Below are 13966 nucleotides of genomic sequence, written 5' to 3'. Positions count from 1 at the left end.
CGGCGGCACGGCCGGGACCCACCGCTGAACGGGTCCACCATGAGCACGGCGCCGGGAACGGACACCGACGACCCCCTGGTCCTCTACGACGCCCTGGTACGCGCCCGCGTCCCGGCGGTGCCGCCGCTCGGGGCGGTCGTCGCGCAGGACGGACCTCTGGTGCGCGTCCACTACGGCACCCACGGGCAGGTCGACCACCGCGACACCGCCGGAGCCGACCTGCCCCGCCTCGTCCTGTGCCAGAAGGAGGAGTTCGCCAGACGGGTCGAGCCGGTCGAGTGGCGGGTGCACGCGCACGACAGCCCGGGCCTGGCCGAGGCCTTGGCCGACGCCGGCTTCATTCCCGGATGGGAGCGGTCCGTGCTGGTCGCACCTGTGGAAGACGTACCGGAGGCCGATCCCCCGCCGGGTTTCCGACTGATCGAAGCCGGCGTCCACCCCTCGACTCGGGCCCTCGAGATCGCCGACGCCTCAGGCCCGCACCGGACCCCGCTGCCCCAGGCGCGCGTGGACGGGACCTACTACGCCGACCGGACGCTGCACCTGGTGGACGAGGGGTCCCCGGACCGGTTGCGAGCTGTGGGGTGGGCCTCGGTGCTCACAGGAACACCGTTCGTGACCGTCGGCGGGATGAGTGAGCCGCACCCGGCCTTCCCCTCCCTGTGGGCGCGCCGACTCGGCCCGTCCCTGCCCCGCTGGTGGCACTGGGGCAACTCCGGAGCCCGCTTCATGCTCGCCGAGGCGGACGGCCCGCTCCGTGACGGACTGCGGCGCTCGGGGTTCCGCGAGATCACCACGGTGCGCTCCTATCACTGGGTTCCCCCCGGCACCCCCGCCGCCACGCGCCCCGTCCAGATGCTCCTCTCCGATCCGGAGCACGACGACCTGTGGGACCGCTTCGACGAACGCTTCTCCTTCACCCCCAGCGTGGAGGAGTACCCGGGCATCGTCGAACCCCCGGACTCCGCCACCTGGTTCCTGGACGGTCCCGACGAGGCGATCGAGGACAGGGTGCTGCGCGGCCTGCTGGACTCCGTCCTGCCCGGCGAACCCTTGTACTGGTTGAACTGGAACCACCCGGGCTACCGGTTCGACCCCGTCAGGGTCGAGGGCCCCGGCCTGCCACGAGCTCCGGGACAGGTGCTTCCCGACGGGGACTACTACATCTATGCGACCCGTGACCTGCGCCTGGGAACGTTCGGGCATCCGTGGGAGGGCAGCCTGTGCGTGTTCGGACGCGATCTGCTCACCCGGGTGGAGGACGCTCTCACCCAGGCCCTGGGGGAGCCGAGGCGGAGGGGTGGGCGCGAGGTCGGTCACGCGTGACCTCCGGGCCCGGGTGGGGAGCGTCCGGCGGGGGTACACCCACGGCGTCGCCGTCGGCGGCCACCACCCTCGTCCACCGGGAGAGCACTCGTGCGCTGGACCGTCCACTCGGAGAAGCCCCTCTACACCGACCCGTGGCTCGACGTCCGCGTCGCCGACGTCGAGCTGCCCGGCGGGAAGCGGTTCGGCCACAGGCTGATCCGCACCCCGGGCGGGGCCGGGGCGGTGGTGCGGGACGGTCAGGGCAGCGTGCTGCTCCTGTGGCGGCACCGGTTCATCACCGACACCTGGACCTACGAGATCCCCATGGGCGGCCTGCACGAGGGGGAGAGCCCCGAGTCGGCCGCGGCCCGCGAGGTCGAGGAGGAGACGGGGTGGCGGCCCGGCCCGCTGCGACCGCTGGTGTACGCCCAGCCCTCCCACGGGCTGATGGACAGCGAGCACCACGTGTTCGTCGCCGACGATGCCGAACACGTGGGGGAGCCCACCGACGCCTGGGAGGCGGAGCGCGTCGAGTGGGTCCCCCTGGACCGGGTCCCCGCACTCGTCCGAGAGCGCAAGCTGGTCGGCGGCACGTCCATGAACGCGCTCCTGTACCTGTACGCCTGCTCCCTCGACGGCCACGAGGTCTGAGGGGTCTCGGGGCTGCGGGCCCGGCCCGGAGCTACGGACCTACGCGGGGAAGTCGAACTCTCCGGCGCGGACGCCCCGGGTGAAGGCCTCCCACTCCTGGCGGGTGTAGAGGATCGTCGCCCCGTCGGGGAAGTGGCTGTGGCGAACCGCGACCCGGCCCGTCCCGTCGTTCAGCGGACCGACCTCGACACAGTCGCTTCCGCCTCGGTCGGCACTGAAGCTGCTTATGTGCCACGCAGCATCCTTCAGTTCCTGGGGAGCGGCTGCCTGCGGAGTCTGCTCGGTCACTGGAGTTCCTCGCTGAGGGTCGTGATGAACTCGACCGATGCCTCGGCCGGAAGGGAGGAGTCCCACAGCCGATCGTACATTTGCATCATGGATTCGGATTCCGGGCTCTCGACGTAGAGGGCGCCTTTGGGAGTCTCCACGTAGCCGACTTCGGGGTAGGGGTCCTCCATCCGATAAACGCTGAACGAACCGCTGCTCAGCGTCGCGTGGACCCCCGCCTCGTAGGAGAGGATCCGGATGTCCACGCGATCACGTGTGGCAGCCGCAGCCAGTGCTTTCAGCTGGGCACTCATGATTCGCGAGGAACCCACCCGTCTGCGCAGCACGGACTCGTCCAACACCACGCGGACGGCGGGCGGCTGTTCCCGGTCGAGTAGCGCCTGACGACCTACGCGCAGCGCAATCCAGCGATCCATCTGCTCCTTGGAGGCATCCGGGCTGGCCGCAGCCATGACTGCGCGGGCGTACGCCTCGGTTTGGAGAATGCCGGGGACCACCGTGCTCTGGAACAACCACTGCTCTGAGGCCTGCTCCTCCAACCACACGAAGTCGACGAGCCAGTCCCTGACGTCATTGGCGTAGCCGTCCCACCACCCCGTCTGCCACACGCTTTCGCTGAGACGGATGAGGCTGTCGCGTTCCCGCTCCTCGCTGACTCCGTAGAGGTCGAGCAGTGCGAGCACGTCCGGGCGGCGTATGGGGTAGACGCCCGTCTCGAAACGGCTGATCGTTCCGTTCGCGCGCTGCATGAACTCGGCGACGTACTCCAGGGTGAAGCCCTGTTCCTCACGCAGCTCCCGCAGTCTCTTGCCCAGCCAGTGACCGCGCAGCGTCACCTTCTTCGTCCGCTTCACCTTGGGCGGCATGCACCCTCCCCTCCATCCCCAGATTCTTTTCCCACAGAGTTGTGCGATTGCCTTGCGCGTGCAACTCTAGCAGAGGGTGAGAGGTCCATCACAGGCAGAGAAAAGTCGAGGTGGGACCGTTACGCCCTGAAAACACACGTGGCCTGAGCGGAGGAGCTACCGACAACGCCGCCCAGGCCGGGAACCAGAGGAAGGCACGCATGGACGCGAACAACCCCGTCGATCCCGCTCCTGTCTATCAGAACGCCGATTCCGAGGACCGCCCACGGGCGTTCTACGTGGATGTGTGGGACGAGGACACCGACGACCTCGTGCACGCGTACTACGGGGTGTTCCACCCGGCGCGGGGCGGTCTGGCCCGCCCGGTCGACAGGCCCGGCGGCATCCACAGCTTCGGTGACGTCGAGCGCTTCGCCTGCCGGTTCGGCGGAGTCGTCACCTGGTGCTGACCGGTCACCCGAGGGCCGCCCGCGCCTCCGCCAAGGCCCGGGCGGCCTTGCCGTGCAAGGAGGGGTCGTCGCCGGCCCCCAGGAGTTCGACCGCACGGTTCAGCAGGGCGCCGCGCCCTCGGGCGCGGCGTAGTTGTTCTGCACCCCGATGGCGTCCCGCCGGGGCACCGGCTCGCGCATGTCGACGCGCGAGCCGGACTTCTTGGGAGACTTTTTCTTCTTCCTGCCCACGTGGTCAGCTCTTCCGGCGGCGGTTTCCGTCGTTGTACCGGGTCCCGATCACGTCGCCGCCGGCCTTCGCACCGCGCATGTCGACGTGGTCGCCCTGGTAGGTGTGGCGGTGGACGCCCCCCTCGATGCTCCCGGCCTGGATGAGGATGCCCTGGTCCCGGACGTCGCCGTGGTGGATGTTGGTGACCCCGCCCCGGCTCTTTGGCTCGGGCGCGATCTCGTCCAGGAGGGCGCGCAGCTCCGCGACCGCCTCGGGGTCGTTCTTCAGGCGCTGGCGCAGCCGCACCTTCCACATCCCCCGCACGCTCTCGGTCAGCTCCTCGTCCTCCTCCAGGACCTCCTCGCGCGAGGCCTCCAGCTCGGCGAGGGTCGCCTCGTCGGCCTCGCCGCGGCCGAACACCCGGGCGAAACCGCCCTTGACCAGCTCCCAGCCGGTCCGGGTCATCTCCTGCACGAGGACCTTGGACCCCTCGTCGGCCAACATCGCCGGGTCGAACTCCACTGTGCGCCGCCTTTCGCGTGACAGGGGCGGGAAACCCCTGCGGATAGGAGACACCAGCATCCCGCACGGTTCCCTCCGCGAGGGCGGAAATCCCCTCGCGCCCCGGCGGGGTCCGGGTTAGCGTGCCGGTATGGGGAGCACGCGCCGGCGGTGGCGCAGCCGGGAACTGGCCGAGACCATGGAGCTGATCGGCGCCGAGGTCGAACGGGCCTGGTCGCGGGTGTGCGCCGCCTGGGGCGCCGAGCCGGGCAGTCCGGAGGAGCTGGACCTGGCCCGGCTGGTGGCCGAGGGACCCGACCAGTTCGAGTGGCGCGTGGTCGACGCCGCGCTCGACCGCCTGACCTGTGATGACTGCGGCGAGAGCCTGGGATCGGGCGAACGCGGCTGCGTCCCCTGCGACCTGGCCGACGGGTTCCGCTACGCGGCCCGCGAGGTCGACCGCCCCGGGGTCCCACCGGGCAACGAGCACGCCGTCCGGGTGGCCTGGTCGGTGGCGAGCCGCCCCCACCGGGTGCAGCCGCGGGCGGTGTGCGGCATGGAGCTGGGCCTGCACCTGCTCCACGCGGGGGGCCTGCCCACCAGGGAGCAGGCGCACGGCTACCGGCACATGATCGACCAGCTCACCGGGGCCGAGGTCGAACGCGTGGCCTCCCTGGAGGAGCTGGAGGCGCTCACGGCGCGCTACCGCGACTGAGCCACCGTCCCCGGAACCCGGCCGCGCCGCGACCGCCCTCCTCACCCCTCGCGGTCCAGCGACTCCTCCACCAGCAGTCGCTCGGCGACCCGGTGGTAGCCGAGGGAGCGGTTGACCGCCAGCATCGGGGAGTTCTCCCGGTCGATGGTCACCGCCATGGCCTCCACGTGCGGGAACAGGTCGTGGACGCGCAGCGCCTGGGTGGCCTTGACCCGGCTGGCCAGGCCCCGGCGCCGGTGCCTGGGCAGGACGGCCGTGTCGTGCTGGTCGGCCACCGGCCCCCGCGTCACCGTGCTCACGGTGGCGGCGACCACCTCGTCGGTGGTGCGGTCCAGTGCCGCCCCCACCACCAGGCGCGAGCCGTCACCGGTCATCCGGCGCTCCCACTGGCGGACCTGGTCCGCGCCCCAGCGGCGCGCGCCCGTCTGGAGGATCGCCCCGGGCGCGTCGAGCACGTGGTCCAGCACACGGCCGAAGGACGCCGCCAGGGCCTCGGGGGCCTCGTCCAGCCAGTGGGTGAGCCGGTATCCGGGCTTGGGTCTGGAGGCGATGCCCCAGCAGCGCCGCAGGGTCTCCTCGTCCAGGTACTGCCTCTGGAGCTCCAGGCGCAGCAGGGTGCGCAGGTAGGGGCTACTGTGGGCGAAGGGCTCCCCCGGAGGCCCCGCCAGCACCGTGCTCTGGAGTCCCACCACCCCCAGGGCCCTGGCCTCGGCGGCGGCCGCCTCCCGCAGGGCCCGGCCCAGACCCCGGCGGCGCGCCGCCCGGGCGACGAAGAGGCGCAGGAAGCCGACCCTCGAGTCGTTCGGCTGGCGGCGCAGCTCGGCGGCGCCCTGGACCGGGGCGCCCGGGTCCGTGCGGGCCGACCAGCGCCACGCCTCCCCGGTCGGCGCCCGGCGCAGCATACGGGCCAGGACCTCGGGTTCGGGGGCGCTGCCGGACACCTCGCTCTGCCCGTCGGCGTAGACCGCGGCCCACGCGTCCAGGTCGGCGTGCGGGGCCGTGGAGGGGTCGAGGACTTCCACCAGGGATCTCACCATCCCACCGTGTCACACGAATGCCCTGGTGTCCCACCACACGGCCCCCGCCGCGCCCCGCCCCGAGCCCTCCGTCGCTCGGCCCGGCCTCAGCGCATGAGGGGCAGCTGCCGGGTGAGCTTGTTGACCGCGGCGCGGGGGCCGTGGACCGCCACGCCGACGTACTCGAGGTCGTCGGCCGGGGTGGCGGCGAGCGCGTCCATGTACGCTCCGTAGTCGCGGGAACGGCGGGCCACCTCGTTGAACCCCACCACGGTCAGGTCGCGCTCGTCCGCCCCGGCCTTGATCTCGCGCAGCCGCCCGCCGGAGGCGACCAGCGTCGGCACCGGGTGGGGGTTGAGCCCGGCGTGCACCCCGCCGTCCGCGTCCTTGGTGTCGGCGGCCACGGAGTTCTCCAGGCGTCCGCCCAGCGCCAGCCCGAGCACCACGCCGGCGTTGGCGGCGATCGCGGGAGGCAGGTCCTCGCGCAGGATGACGACGAGCTTGGTGTCCATGGTCATGATTTCCCCGTTCATATGACGTTCCAGCGGTCCAGAAACTAGCCATACGAACGCGGGTCGAGGGCTGGTGCCGAACACTATTCGCCACAGCTTCTAGGCTGGCGGGCATGGACGAACTAGATTCGGCGATCGTACGCGAACTCCAGCAGGATGCGCGGCAGACCAACCGCTCCCTCGCCCAGAAACTCGGTGTGGCCCCCTCCACCTGCCTGGAACGGGTCCGGCTGCTGCACCGGCGCGGGGTCGTCCGCGGCTACCACGCCGACATCGACCCGGCCGCGCTCAACAGGCCGGTGGAGGCGTTCGTGTCGGTGCAGCTGCGCCCGCCCAGCCGCCAGGTCATCGAGGGGTTCAAGGCGGCGATGTTCGCCCTGCCCGAGGTGCTGGCGGTCTACGTGGTGGCCGGCGAGCAGGACTTCCTCGTGCACGTGTCGGTGCCCTCGCTCGACACCCTGCACAGCTTCCTCATCGACCGGCTCACCCAGCGGCGGGAGGTGGCGAGCTTCCGCAGCCAGATCATCTACGACAGCGCCCGCAAACACGTCGTCGCGCCGCTCGGCTGACGCCCCGGTCCGGGACTCCGGAGGCCCCGGGGCCCGCACAGGCGTTCCCGGTCCCGCCCGGGCCGCTCCTGCGGAAGTACCGCGCACACGCGGCCCCGCCCCCTCCCGGGGAGCGGGCGGGGCGGGGCCGTGTCCTGCGGGACCGCGCCGGGACGGGCCCCACCCGGCTTTGCTCAGCAGGAGCTGCTCAGCAGGGAGAGGTCGTAGGGGCCGTAGTTCGGGTCGAAGAAGACGTTCGAGTAGTTGATCATGCCCCAGGTGCAGTTGTTGGCGGGGGAGTAGACCATGTTGCCCCAGCGTGTGCCCGAGATGCTGGTGGAGCCGGTGAAGGGCACCAACTCATCGCGGTCCCTGTCGTGCACGTCCATCCACAGGCCCTCCCTCTGGGACGGGGGGACGTTGCCCGGGTAGTTGAGGATGCGGACCCAGTTGGTCTGGCAGGAGGGGGACCAGCGCAGCTGGAAGGTCATGCCGTTCCGGGTGGCCTGGGCCGCGGTGGTGGCGCCCGCACTGCACCCGGTGGCCTGGGGGTCGGCACCGTCGTAGACGTGCGCCGCACTCACCGCGGCATCGATCCCGGAGCGGTCGGGGGTGGCGGTGTCGGCGGACGCGGGGACGGCGACGGCGACGAGCAGTGCCAGGGAGGCGGCAGCCGTCAGGGACAGGCGGCCGAGCGCGGAGAGGGTCGTGGCCATGGGCATGCATCCGTTCTCTGATCGACGTGGGAACGCTCCCAAAATAGGCGGGACCTGTGCTCCCACCGGCGGGCGAACGGTGGCCGGGAACGGCCAGACAGAGGGAGCGGAGGGAGCCTCCCCCTGCCGTCCCACCCGGACCACGAATTCCGGGGCGAAGGCGATCCCCTGACCGGCCGGTTCCCCGGCCCCCTCCGGGAGTGGCTTCGGCTCCGCGCCCGCCCTCCCCGCACGGAGACCGCCGCCCGTGGCCGGGAGCGGCCAAAAACCGGTTGAGTTCACGCCAAGGCCCGGTTATGCCGTCGACATCGCATGGATGTATTGCATTTCTGCCTTTTGTAAACAGATGGGAATTCGGTTCCCGACGGATAAAGACGTGAAAGGAGAGGGCCGCGCCATCGGAGCGGGCCCGGGGGCGCCGACCGATTCCGTTCCCGTGCACACCGGAGGCGGTGTCCCGTGCCGCCGCCAGGCCGACGCCCTCCTCCGGGGCCCGGGCCCGCCCCGGATCGGAAGGCCCCGTCCCCGTCCCGCGGCGGTCGTCCGCCCGGCGGGGGAGCGGGGCGGGTACCTCCCGTTCGGCGCCGAGTGGGCCGGGAACGCCGACCACGCTACCTTTGTGACGCCTGGGAATCACGGGGCGTGTGCGCACGACACAGCACCAGGCCGCCACCGGACACGAGGAACGCATGAGCACGAAGAACAACATCGGCATCGGCCTGGCCCTGGGGCTCTCCCTCGGCGCCGCCTTCGGTCTGGTCATGGACAACCTGGCCCTGGGCATCGGCATCGGCCTGGCCCTCGGCGTGGCCCTCGGCTCGTTCACCGGCGGCGGCGAGCCCGAGGACGACGGCGCCGAGAACGAGGACCGGGACGAGGGCGAGGAGACCGACGGCGACACCGACGCCGGGGGCGACGACAAGAAGGACTGACCGGCCCGACGTGTCCCCTGCCACATCCCCGCGCAGAGGCCACGGCCCCCACCTGCGAGAACGCGAGCCTCACCGCCCGCACGGCGCCCGGGTGAGCCGACTGTTTCCCGCGTGTTACGGCCCGACACGTCCAGGCAACGCGGGCTTCCTACCTTCGGTTTCATCGGTATCCGTCGAACCCGCCATCAGCCGTCGAGAAGGAAGGCCCGGTCGTGACGTCTGGCCAGCGCGCCCAGCGCACCGGTAAGAGCTGGATCTCCCGCTGGGACCCCGAGGACGAGGGGTTCTGGAACAGCGAGGGCCGCCCCGTGGCCCGCCGCAACCTGTGGGCCTCCATCGCCTCCGAGCACATCGGGTTCTCCGTGTGGAGCATCTGGTCGGTCCTCGTGCTGTTCATGCTCCCCGAACACGGCTTCTCCACCACACCCGAGCAGAAGTTCCTGCTCCTGTCGGCGGTCACCCTGGTCGGCGCGATCCTGCGCGTGCCCTACACCCTGGCCGTACCGATCCTCGGCGGCCGCAACTGGACCATCGTCTCCACCGCCCTGCTCCTGATCCCCACGGGCGCGGCGTTCTTCCTCGTCCAGAACCCCGACACCCCCTTCTGGCTGATGCTGGCCCTGGCCGCCACCGCCGGACTGGGCGGCGGCAACTTCTCCTCCTCCATGGCCAACATCAACTCCTACTTCCCCGAACGGGAGAAGGGGTGGGCGCTGGGACTGAACGCCGGCGGCGGCAACATCGGGGTCGCCACCGTCCAGCTCGTCGGCCTGGCCGTCATCGCCCTGTTCACCACCTCCGCCGGGCAGCTGGTCCCCCTCTTCTACGCCCCGCTGGTCCTCCTCGCCGCCTGGTGGGCGTGGAGGTCCATGAACAACCTGGTCAACGTGCGCAGCGACATCCCCGCCCAGCTCTCGGCCACGCGCGACCGCCACTTCTGGATCATGTCGCTGCTCTACATCGGCACCTTCGGGTCGTTCATCGGCACCGGTTTCGCCTTCGGGCTCCTGCTCCAGGCCCAGTTCGGCCTGGCCCCCGTCCAGTCCGCCGGGATCGCCGTCCTGGGGCCCGTCATCGGCTCCCTCATCCGCCCGGTCGGCGGGCGCATGGCCGACTCCCTGGGCGGCGCACGCGTCACCCTGTGGGTCTTCGCCGCCATGACCGCCTGCGCCGCCGTGCTCGTCCTGGCCGTCCAGGCCTCCCAGCTGGGCCTGTTCATCGGCGCGTTCGCGGTCATGTTCGTCCTGACCGGCCTGGGCAACGGCTCCACCTACAAGATGATCCCGTCCATCTACGCCGCCAAGGCGGAGGACGCCATCGCCGCGGGCGAGCCCCGCGAGGAGGCCCTGGCCAGAACCAAGCGCGTCTCCTCCTCCATGCTCGGGCTGATCGGCGCCGTCGGCGCGCTGGGCGGGGTCGCCATCAACGTGACCTTCCGCGAGTCGTTCGCCGCCACCGGGTCGACCGCGCCCGCCTTCCTGGCCTTCGGCGCCTTCTACCTGCTGTGCGCGCTGGTCACCTGGGCCGTCTACCTGCGCAAGCCCGCCCGCGCCCCCGAGGGCGCCCGGACCGCCGAAACCGCCGCACCGGCGGCCGACGCGGCGGAGACCACCACGCGATGACGACCACCCACTGCCCCTACTGCGCGCTCCAGTGCGCCATGCGCCTGGAGCCCGGGCCGGACGGGCGCCTGGCCGCCCGGCCGGCCCCCTTCCCCACCAACCGTGGCGGACTGTGCCGCAAGGGGTGGACCTCCGCCGAGGTCCTCACCGTCCCCGACCGCCTCACCCGCCCCCTCATGCGCAAGGACCGCGACTCGGACCTGGTGGAGACGGACTGGGACACCGCCCTGGACCACGTGGCCGAACGCCTGCTGGCCCTGACGACCGAGTCCGGTCCCGACACCGTCTCGGTGTTCGGCAGCGGCGGGCTCACCAACGAGAAGTCCTACACCCTGGGCAAGTTCGCGCGCCTGGCCCTGGGCACCTCCCAGATCGACTACAACGGCCGGTTCTGCATGTCCTCGGCCGCGGCCGGGGCCATGCGGGCCTTCGGCCTGGACCGGGGGATGCCCTTCCCCCTCTCCGACGTCGGCGGGGCCGAGGCGGTCCTGCTGGCCGGGGCCAACCCCGCCGAGACCATGCCGCCGATGATGGGCCACCTGTCCGCGCCCACCCTCCTCGTCATCGACCCGCGCCGCTCGGCCACCGCCCAGGCCGCCCTCGACAACGGCGGCCTGCACCTGGCGCCCCGGCCCGGCACCGACCTCGCCCTCGCCCTGGGCCTGCTCCACGCCGTACGCGTCGGGGGATGGGCGGACGAGGAGTTCGTCACCTCCCGCACCACCGGCTTCGAGGCCGCCTGGGAGCACGCCGCCGCCTGGTGGCCCGAGCAGACCGAACAGGTCACCGGTGTGCCCGCCGCGCACATCCGGGCCGCCGCCGACCTGCTCGGCGCCGCCGCGCGCAACCGCTCCGCCTACGTCCTGACCGGGCGCGGCACCGAGCAGCACGCCAAGGGCACCGACACCGTCTCAGCGTGGATCAACCTCGCCCTCGCCCTGGGACTGCCCGGCCGCACCGGCTCCGGCTACGGGTGCATCACCGGGCAGGGCAACGGCCAGGGCGGGCGCGAACACGGCCAGAAGGCCGACCAGCTCCCCGGCTACCGCCGCATCGACGACCCCGCCGCCCGCGCCCACGTCGCCGGGGTGTGGGGCGTGGAACCCGGCACCCTGCCCGGGCCGGGCCGCTCCGCCTTCGAGCTCCTGGACGCCCTGGGCACCGCCGGCGGGCCGCGCGCCATGCTGCTGTTCGGCTCCAACCCGGCGGTCTCCGCCCCCGACAGCGGCCGCGTGCGCTCCCGCCTGGCCGCCCTGGACCTCCTGGTCACCGCCGACTTCGTCCTGTCGGAGACCGCGGCGATGTCCGACGTCGTCCTGCCCGTCGCCCAGTGGGCGGAGGAGTCGGGGACCATGACCAACCTGGAGGGGCGCGTCCTGCGCCGCAACCGGGCCGCCGAGCCGCCCCCCGGGGTGCGCACCGACCTCCAGGTGCTCTCCGACCTGGCCGTACGGCTGGGCCAGCCCCCCGAGCGCTTCGCCACCGACCCCGACACCGTCCTGGCCGAGCTGGGCCGCGCCTCCGCCGGAGGCGCCGCCGACTACTCCGGGGTCACCCCCGCCCGGCTCGACTCCGGCGAGGCCCTGTACTGGCCGGTGCGCGCGGACGCCGCGCCCACGCCCCGCCTGTTCCTGGACTCCTTCGCCCACCCCGACGGCCGCGCACGGTTCCACGCGGTGTCCCACCGGCCCCCCGCCGAGGCCACCGACGCCGACCACCCGCTGATCGCCACCACGGGACGGCTCATGGGCCACTACCAGTCCGGCGCCCAGACCCGCCGCGTCCCCGAGCTGGAGCGGGCCGAACCGGAGGCGTACGTGGAGGTGCACCCGGACACGGCCGCCCGCGCCGGACTGGCCGCGGGGGACTGGGCCCGCGTCACCTCCCGGCGCGGCCACACCCGCGCCCGGGTGCGCCTGTCGCCCACCGCGCGCCTGGACACCGTGTTCCTGCCCTTCCACTTCGCCGGGGACCAGTCCGCGAACAACCTCACCAACCCGGCCCTGGACCCCACCAGCCGCATGCCCGAGTTCAAGGTCAGCGCCGTGCGCCTGGAACCCGAGCCCTGATCCCGTCCGCCGCGGGCGCCGACGCCCGCCCCGAACCGCACCCGTCCGCCCGGCCGACGCAGCCCGGGAGCGCACACCCCACACCAGGAGGCAGAAGTTGAGCACCGTGCAGGGCGCGTCCCCGCGTCAGATCGTGGTCGTCGGCAACGGCATGGTCGGAGCCCGCTTCGCCGAGGAGGTGGCGCGCCTGGACCCGAAGGGCGAGCGCGTCCACGTGAGCGTGGTCGGCACCGAGCCCCACGCCGCCTACAACCGGGTCCTGCTGTCGGGGATCGTCGCGGGCGACTACAGCGCCGACCAGATCCGCCTCCCCGTCCCCGACACACCGGGGGTGACCGTGCGCACCGGCGTCACGGCCACCGCCCTGGACACCGAGCGGCGCACCGTCGCCCTGGACGACGGCAGCCACCTGGCCTACGACGAACTGGTCCTGGCCACCGGCGCGCGCGCCGCCTTCCCGCCGATCACCGGGGCGACCGCGCCGGACGGGGCGCCGGGGGAGGGGGTGACCGCCCTGCGCGACCTGGCCGACTGCCACCGCCTGCTGGCCCTGGCCCGGCCCGGGGCGCCCGTGGTGGTGCTGGGCGGCGGGGTCCTGGGCCTGGAGGCCGCGCGCGGCCTGGTGGGACGCGGCGCCCGGGTGTCGGTGGTGGAGTCCTCGCCCTGGATCATGCGCCGCCAGATCGACCAGCCCGCCGCCCGGATCCTGGCCGACCGCTACTCCGCCCTGGGCGTGGCCGTGCACTCCTGGCGGGTGGCCTCCCGGTGGATCCCGGGCACCGGCCTGGAGATGGACGACGGCCGGATCCTGCCCGGCGACGCCCTGGTGGTCACCGCCGGGGTGCGCGGCAACACCGAGCTGGCCGCGGACGCGGGGATCGAGGTCGAGCACGGCATCCTGGTGGACGACGCCCTGTCCACCTCCGACGCCCGCGTGCACGCCATCGGCGACTGCGCCCAGCACCCGGGCGGCGGCGCGGGCCTGGTCCAACCCGGCTGGGAGCAGGCGGGCGTCCTGGCCCGGCGGCTCACCGGAGCGGCGCCGAACGCCCTCTACACCGGGGCCCGGCCGCTGACCCGGCTCAAGGCCGAGGGCATCGAGCTGACCGCGTTCGGCAGGGTGCACGAGGCCGACGACGCCGAGGGGCTGGAGACGGTCACCATCAGCGACCCCTACGGCGGGCGCTACGCCAAGCTGTCGGTGTGCGAGGAGAAGGTGGTGGGCGCGGTGCTCCTGGGGTTCCCCGAGGCCGCGGCGACGCTGTCCCAGCTCTTCGACACCGGCGCCCCGGTGCCCGCCGACCGGCTGGCCCTGCTGCAGGGACTGCCGACCGCCGCCCCCGAGGGGCAGGGCGCGGTCGCGGAGGCGCCGGTGTGCCGCTGCAACGCGGTCACCCGCACCGACATCGAGCAGGCCTGGCTGGACGGGGCGCGCACCCGCGAGGCCATCGCCGAGACCACGCGGGCCACCACCGGGTGCGGCGGGTGCGTGCGCGACGTCAACGCGCTGCTGTCGGGGATGGGCGCCCAGGCCCCCGCCCCGGTCGCCTGAACCCGGGGCC

16 protein-coding genes are annotated in these 13966 nt (G+C 72.8%); 9 read left to right on the top strand and 7 right to left on the bottom strand.

Annotated features, from left to right (window positions below; translation table 11 throughout):
* The first annotated feature begins 39 nt into the window (after positions 1 to 39).
* Both ACIRPH_RS06425 and ACIRPH_RS06420 read left to right on the top strand, forming a co-directional pair.
* Complete coding sequence (locus tag ACIRPH_RS06425; RefSeq protein WP_402910110.1) at positions 40 to 1326, top strand: DUF2716 domain-containing protein; 1287 nt, start codon at positions 40 to 42, stop codon at positions 1324 to 1326.
* Between the two features lie 90 nt (positions 1327 to 1416).
* Complete coding sequence (locus ACIRPH_RS06420; RefSeq protein WP_402910107.1) at positions 1417 to 1959, top strand: NUDIX hydrolase; 543 nt, start codon at positions 1417 to 1419, stop codon at positions 1957 to 1959.
* 39 nt (positions 1960 to 1998) lie between these two features.
* Here ACIRPH_RS06420 and ACIRPH_RS06415 read toward each other — a convergent pair whose 3' ends face one another.
* Positions 1999 to 2247, bottom strand: coding sequence for a DUF397 domain-containing protein (locus ACIRPH_RS06415; RefSeq protein WP_402910104.1), 249 nt, complete (start codon positions 2245 to 2247; stop codon positions 1999 to 2001).
* On the bottom strand, positions 2244 to 3113 hold the full coding sequence (locus tag ACIRPH_RS06410) for a helix-turn-helix domain-containing protein (protein WP_402910101.1): 870 nt from the start codon (positions 3111 to 3113) through the stop codon (positions 2244 to 2246). The genes ACIRPH_RS06415 and ACIRPH_RS06410 overlap by 4 nt, the downstream gene beginning before the upstream one ends.
* 200 nt (positions 3114 to 3313) lie before the next feature.
* Between ACIRPH_RS06410 and ACIRPH_RS06405 the strand changes: the two genes are divergently transcribed.
* Entirely contained in the window at positions 3314 to 3562 is a 249-nt protein-coding gene (locus ACIRPH_RS06405) for a hypothetical protein (protein ID WP_352982590.1), read from the top strand.
* A 99-nt stretch (positions 3563 to 3661) separates the two neighbouring features.
* On the opposite strand, the gene ACIRPH_RS06400 is transcribed toward ACIRPH_RS06405, so the two are convergent.
* On the bottom strand, positions 3662 to 3793 hold the full coding sequence (locus ACIRPH_RS06400; protein ID WP_402910098.1) for a hypothetical protein: 132 nt from the start codon (positions 3791 to 3793) through the stop codon (positions 3662 to 3664).
* 4 nt (positions 3794 to 3797) lie between these two features.
* Positions 3798 to 4295, bottom strand: coding sequence for a hypothetical protein (locus ACIRPH_RS06395; protein ID WP_402910095.1), 498 nt, complete (start codon positions 4293 to 4295; stop codon positions 3798 to 3800).
* 130 nt (positions 4296 to 4425) lie between these two features.
* On the opposite strand from ACIRPH_RS06395, the gene ACIRPH_RS06390 reads away from it, so the two are divergent.
* The gene (locus ACIRPH_RS06390) at positions 4426 to 4989 is read left to right on the top strand and encodes a hypothetical protein (protein WP_402910093.1); all 564 of its coding nucleotides are present in this window, start codon (positions 4426 to 4428) and stop codon (positions 4987 to 4989) included.
* Between the two features lie 41 nt (positions 4990 to 5030).
* Here ACIRPH_RS06390 and ACIRPH_RS06385 read toward each other — a convergent pair whose 3' ends face one another.
* Together ACIRPH_RS06385 and ACIRPH_RS06380 are read right to left on the bottom strand one after the other, a co-directional pair.
* A complete protein-coding gene (locus tag ACIRPH_RS06385; RefSeq protein ID WP_402910092.1) occupies positions 5031 to 6023 on the bottom strand; it encodes a GNAT family N-acetyltransferase in 993 nt (330 codons plus the stop codon).
* A gap of 89 nt (positions 6024 to 6112) precedes the next feature.
* Positions 6113 to 6523: a DUF2000 domain-containing protein gene (locus tag ACIRPH_RS06380; protein ID WP_402911611.1), complete on the bottom strand. Its 411-nt coding sequence runs from the start codon at positions 6521 to 6523 to the stop codon at positions 6113 to 6115.
* A 107-nt stretch (positions 6524 to 6630) separates the two neighbouring features.
* Between ACIRPH_RS06380 and ACIRPH_RS06375 the strand changes: the two genes are divergently transcribed.
* The gene (locus ACIRPH_RS06375) at positions 6631 to 7086 is read left to right on the top strand and encodes an Lrp/AsnC family transcriptional regulator (RefSeq protein WP_402910091.1); all 456 of its coding nucleotides are present in this window, start codon (positions 6631 to 6633) and stop codon (positions 7084 to 7086) included.
* A gap of 173 nt (positions 7087 to 7259) precedes the next feature.
* On the opposite strand, the gene ACIRPH_RS06370 is transcribed toward ACIRPH_RS06375, so the two are convergent.
* On the bottom strand, positions 7260 to 7781 hold the full coding sequence (locus ACIRPH_RS06370) for a DUF2690 domain-containing protein (protein ID WP_402910089.1): 522 nt from the start codon (positions 7779 to 7781) through the stop codon (positions 7260 to 7262).
* Positions 7782 to 8470: 689 nt separating this feature from the next.
* Here ACIRPH_RS06370 and ACIRPH_RS06365 point away from each other — a divergent pair.
* From ACIRPH_RS06365 to ACIRPH_RS06350, 4 genes are all read left to right on the top strand, one after another.
* Positions 8471 to 8713, top strand: coding sequence for a hypothetical protein (locus ACIRPH_RS06365; RefSeq protein WP_402910086.1), 243 nt, complete (start codon positions 8471 to 8473; stop codon positions 8711 to 8713).
* Positions 8714 to 8925: 212 nt separating this feature from the next.
* Positions 8926 to 10335, top strand: a complete 1410-nt coding sequence (locus ACIRPH_RS06360) for an MFS transporter (protein ID WP_402910084.1) — start codon at positions 8926 to 8928, stop codon at positions 10333 to 10335.
* Positions 10332 to 12404 carry a molybdopterin oxidoreductase family protein gene (locus ACIRPH_RS06355; RefSeq protein ID WP_402910082.1) on the top strand — a complete coding sequence of 691 codons (2073 nt, stop codon included), beginning with the start codon at positions 10332 to 10334 and terminating at the stop codon, positions 12402 to 12404. Before ACIRPH_RS06360 ends, ACIRPH_RS06355 begins: the two co-directional genes overlap by 4 nt.
* A 97-nt stretch (positions 12405 to 12501) precedes the next feature.
* A complete protein-coding gene (locus tag ACIRPH_RS06350) occupies positions 12502 to 13956 on the top strand; it encodes an FAD-dependent oxidoreductase (RefSeq protein WP_402910079.1) in 1455 nt (484 codons plus the stop codon).
* Positions 13957 to 13966 lie beyond the last annotated feature (10 nt).

It is taken from the genome of Nocardiopsis sp. NPDC101807, assembly GCF_044766605.1.
GTDB lineage: Bacteria > Actinomycetota > Actinomycetes > Streptosporangiales > Streptosporangiaceae > Nocardiopsis > Nocardiopsis tropica.
The sequence above is the reverse complement of the archived record's forward strand: the minus strand, read 5'-3'. Positions and strand labels throughout refer to the sequence as shown.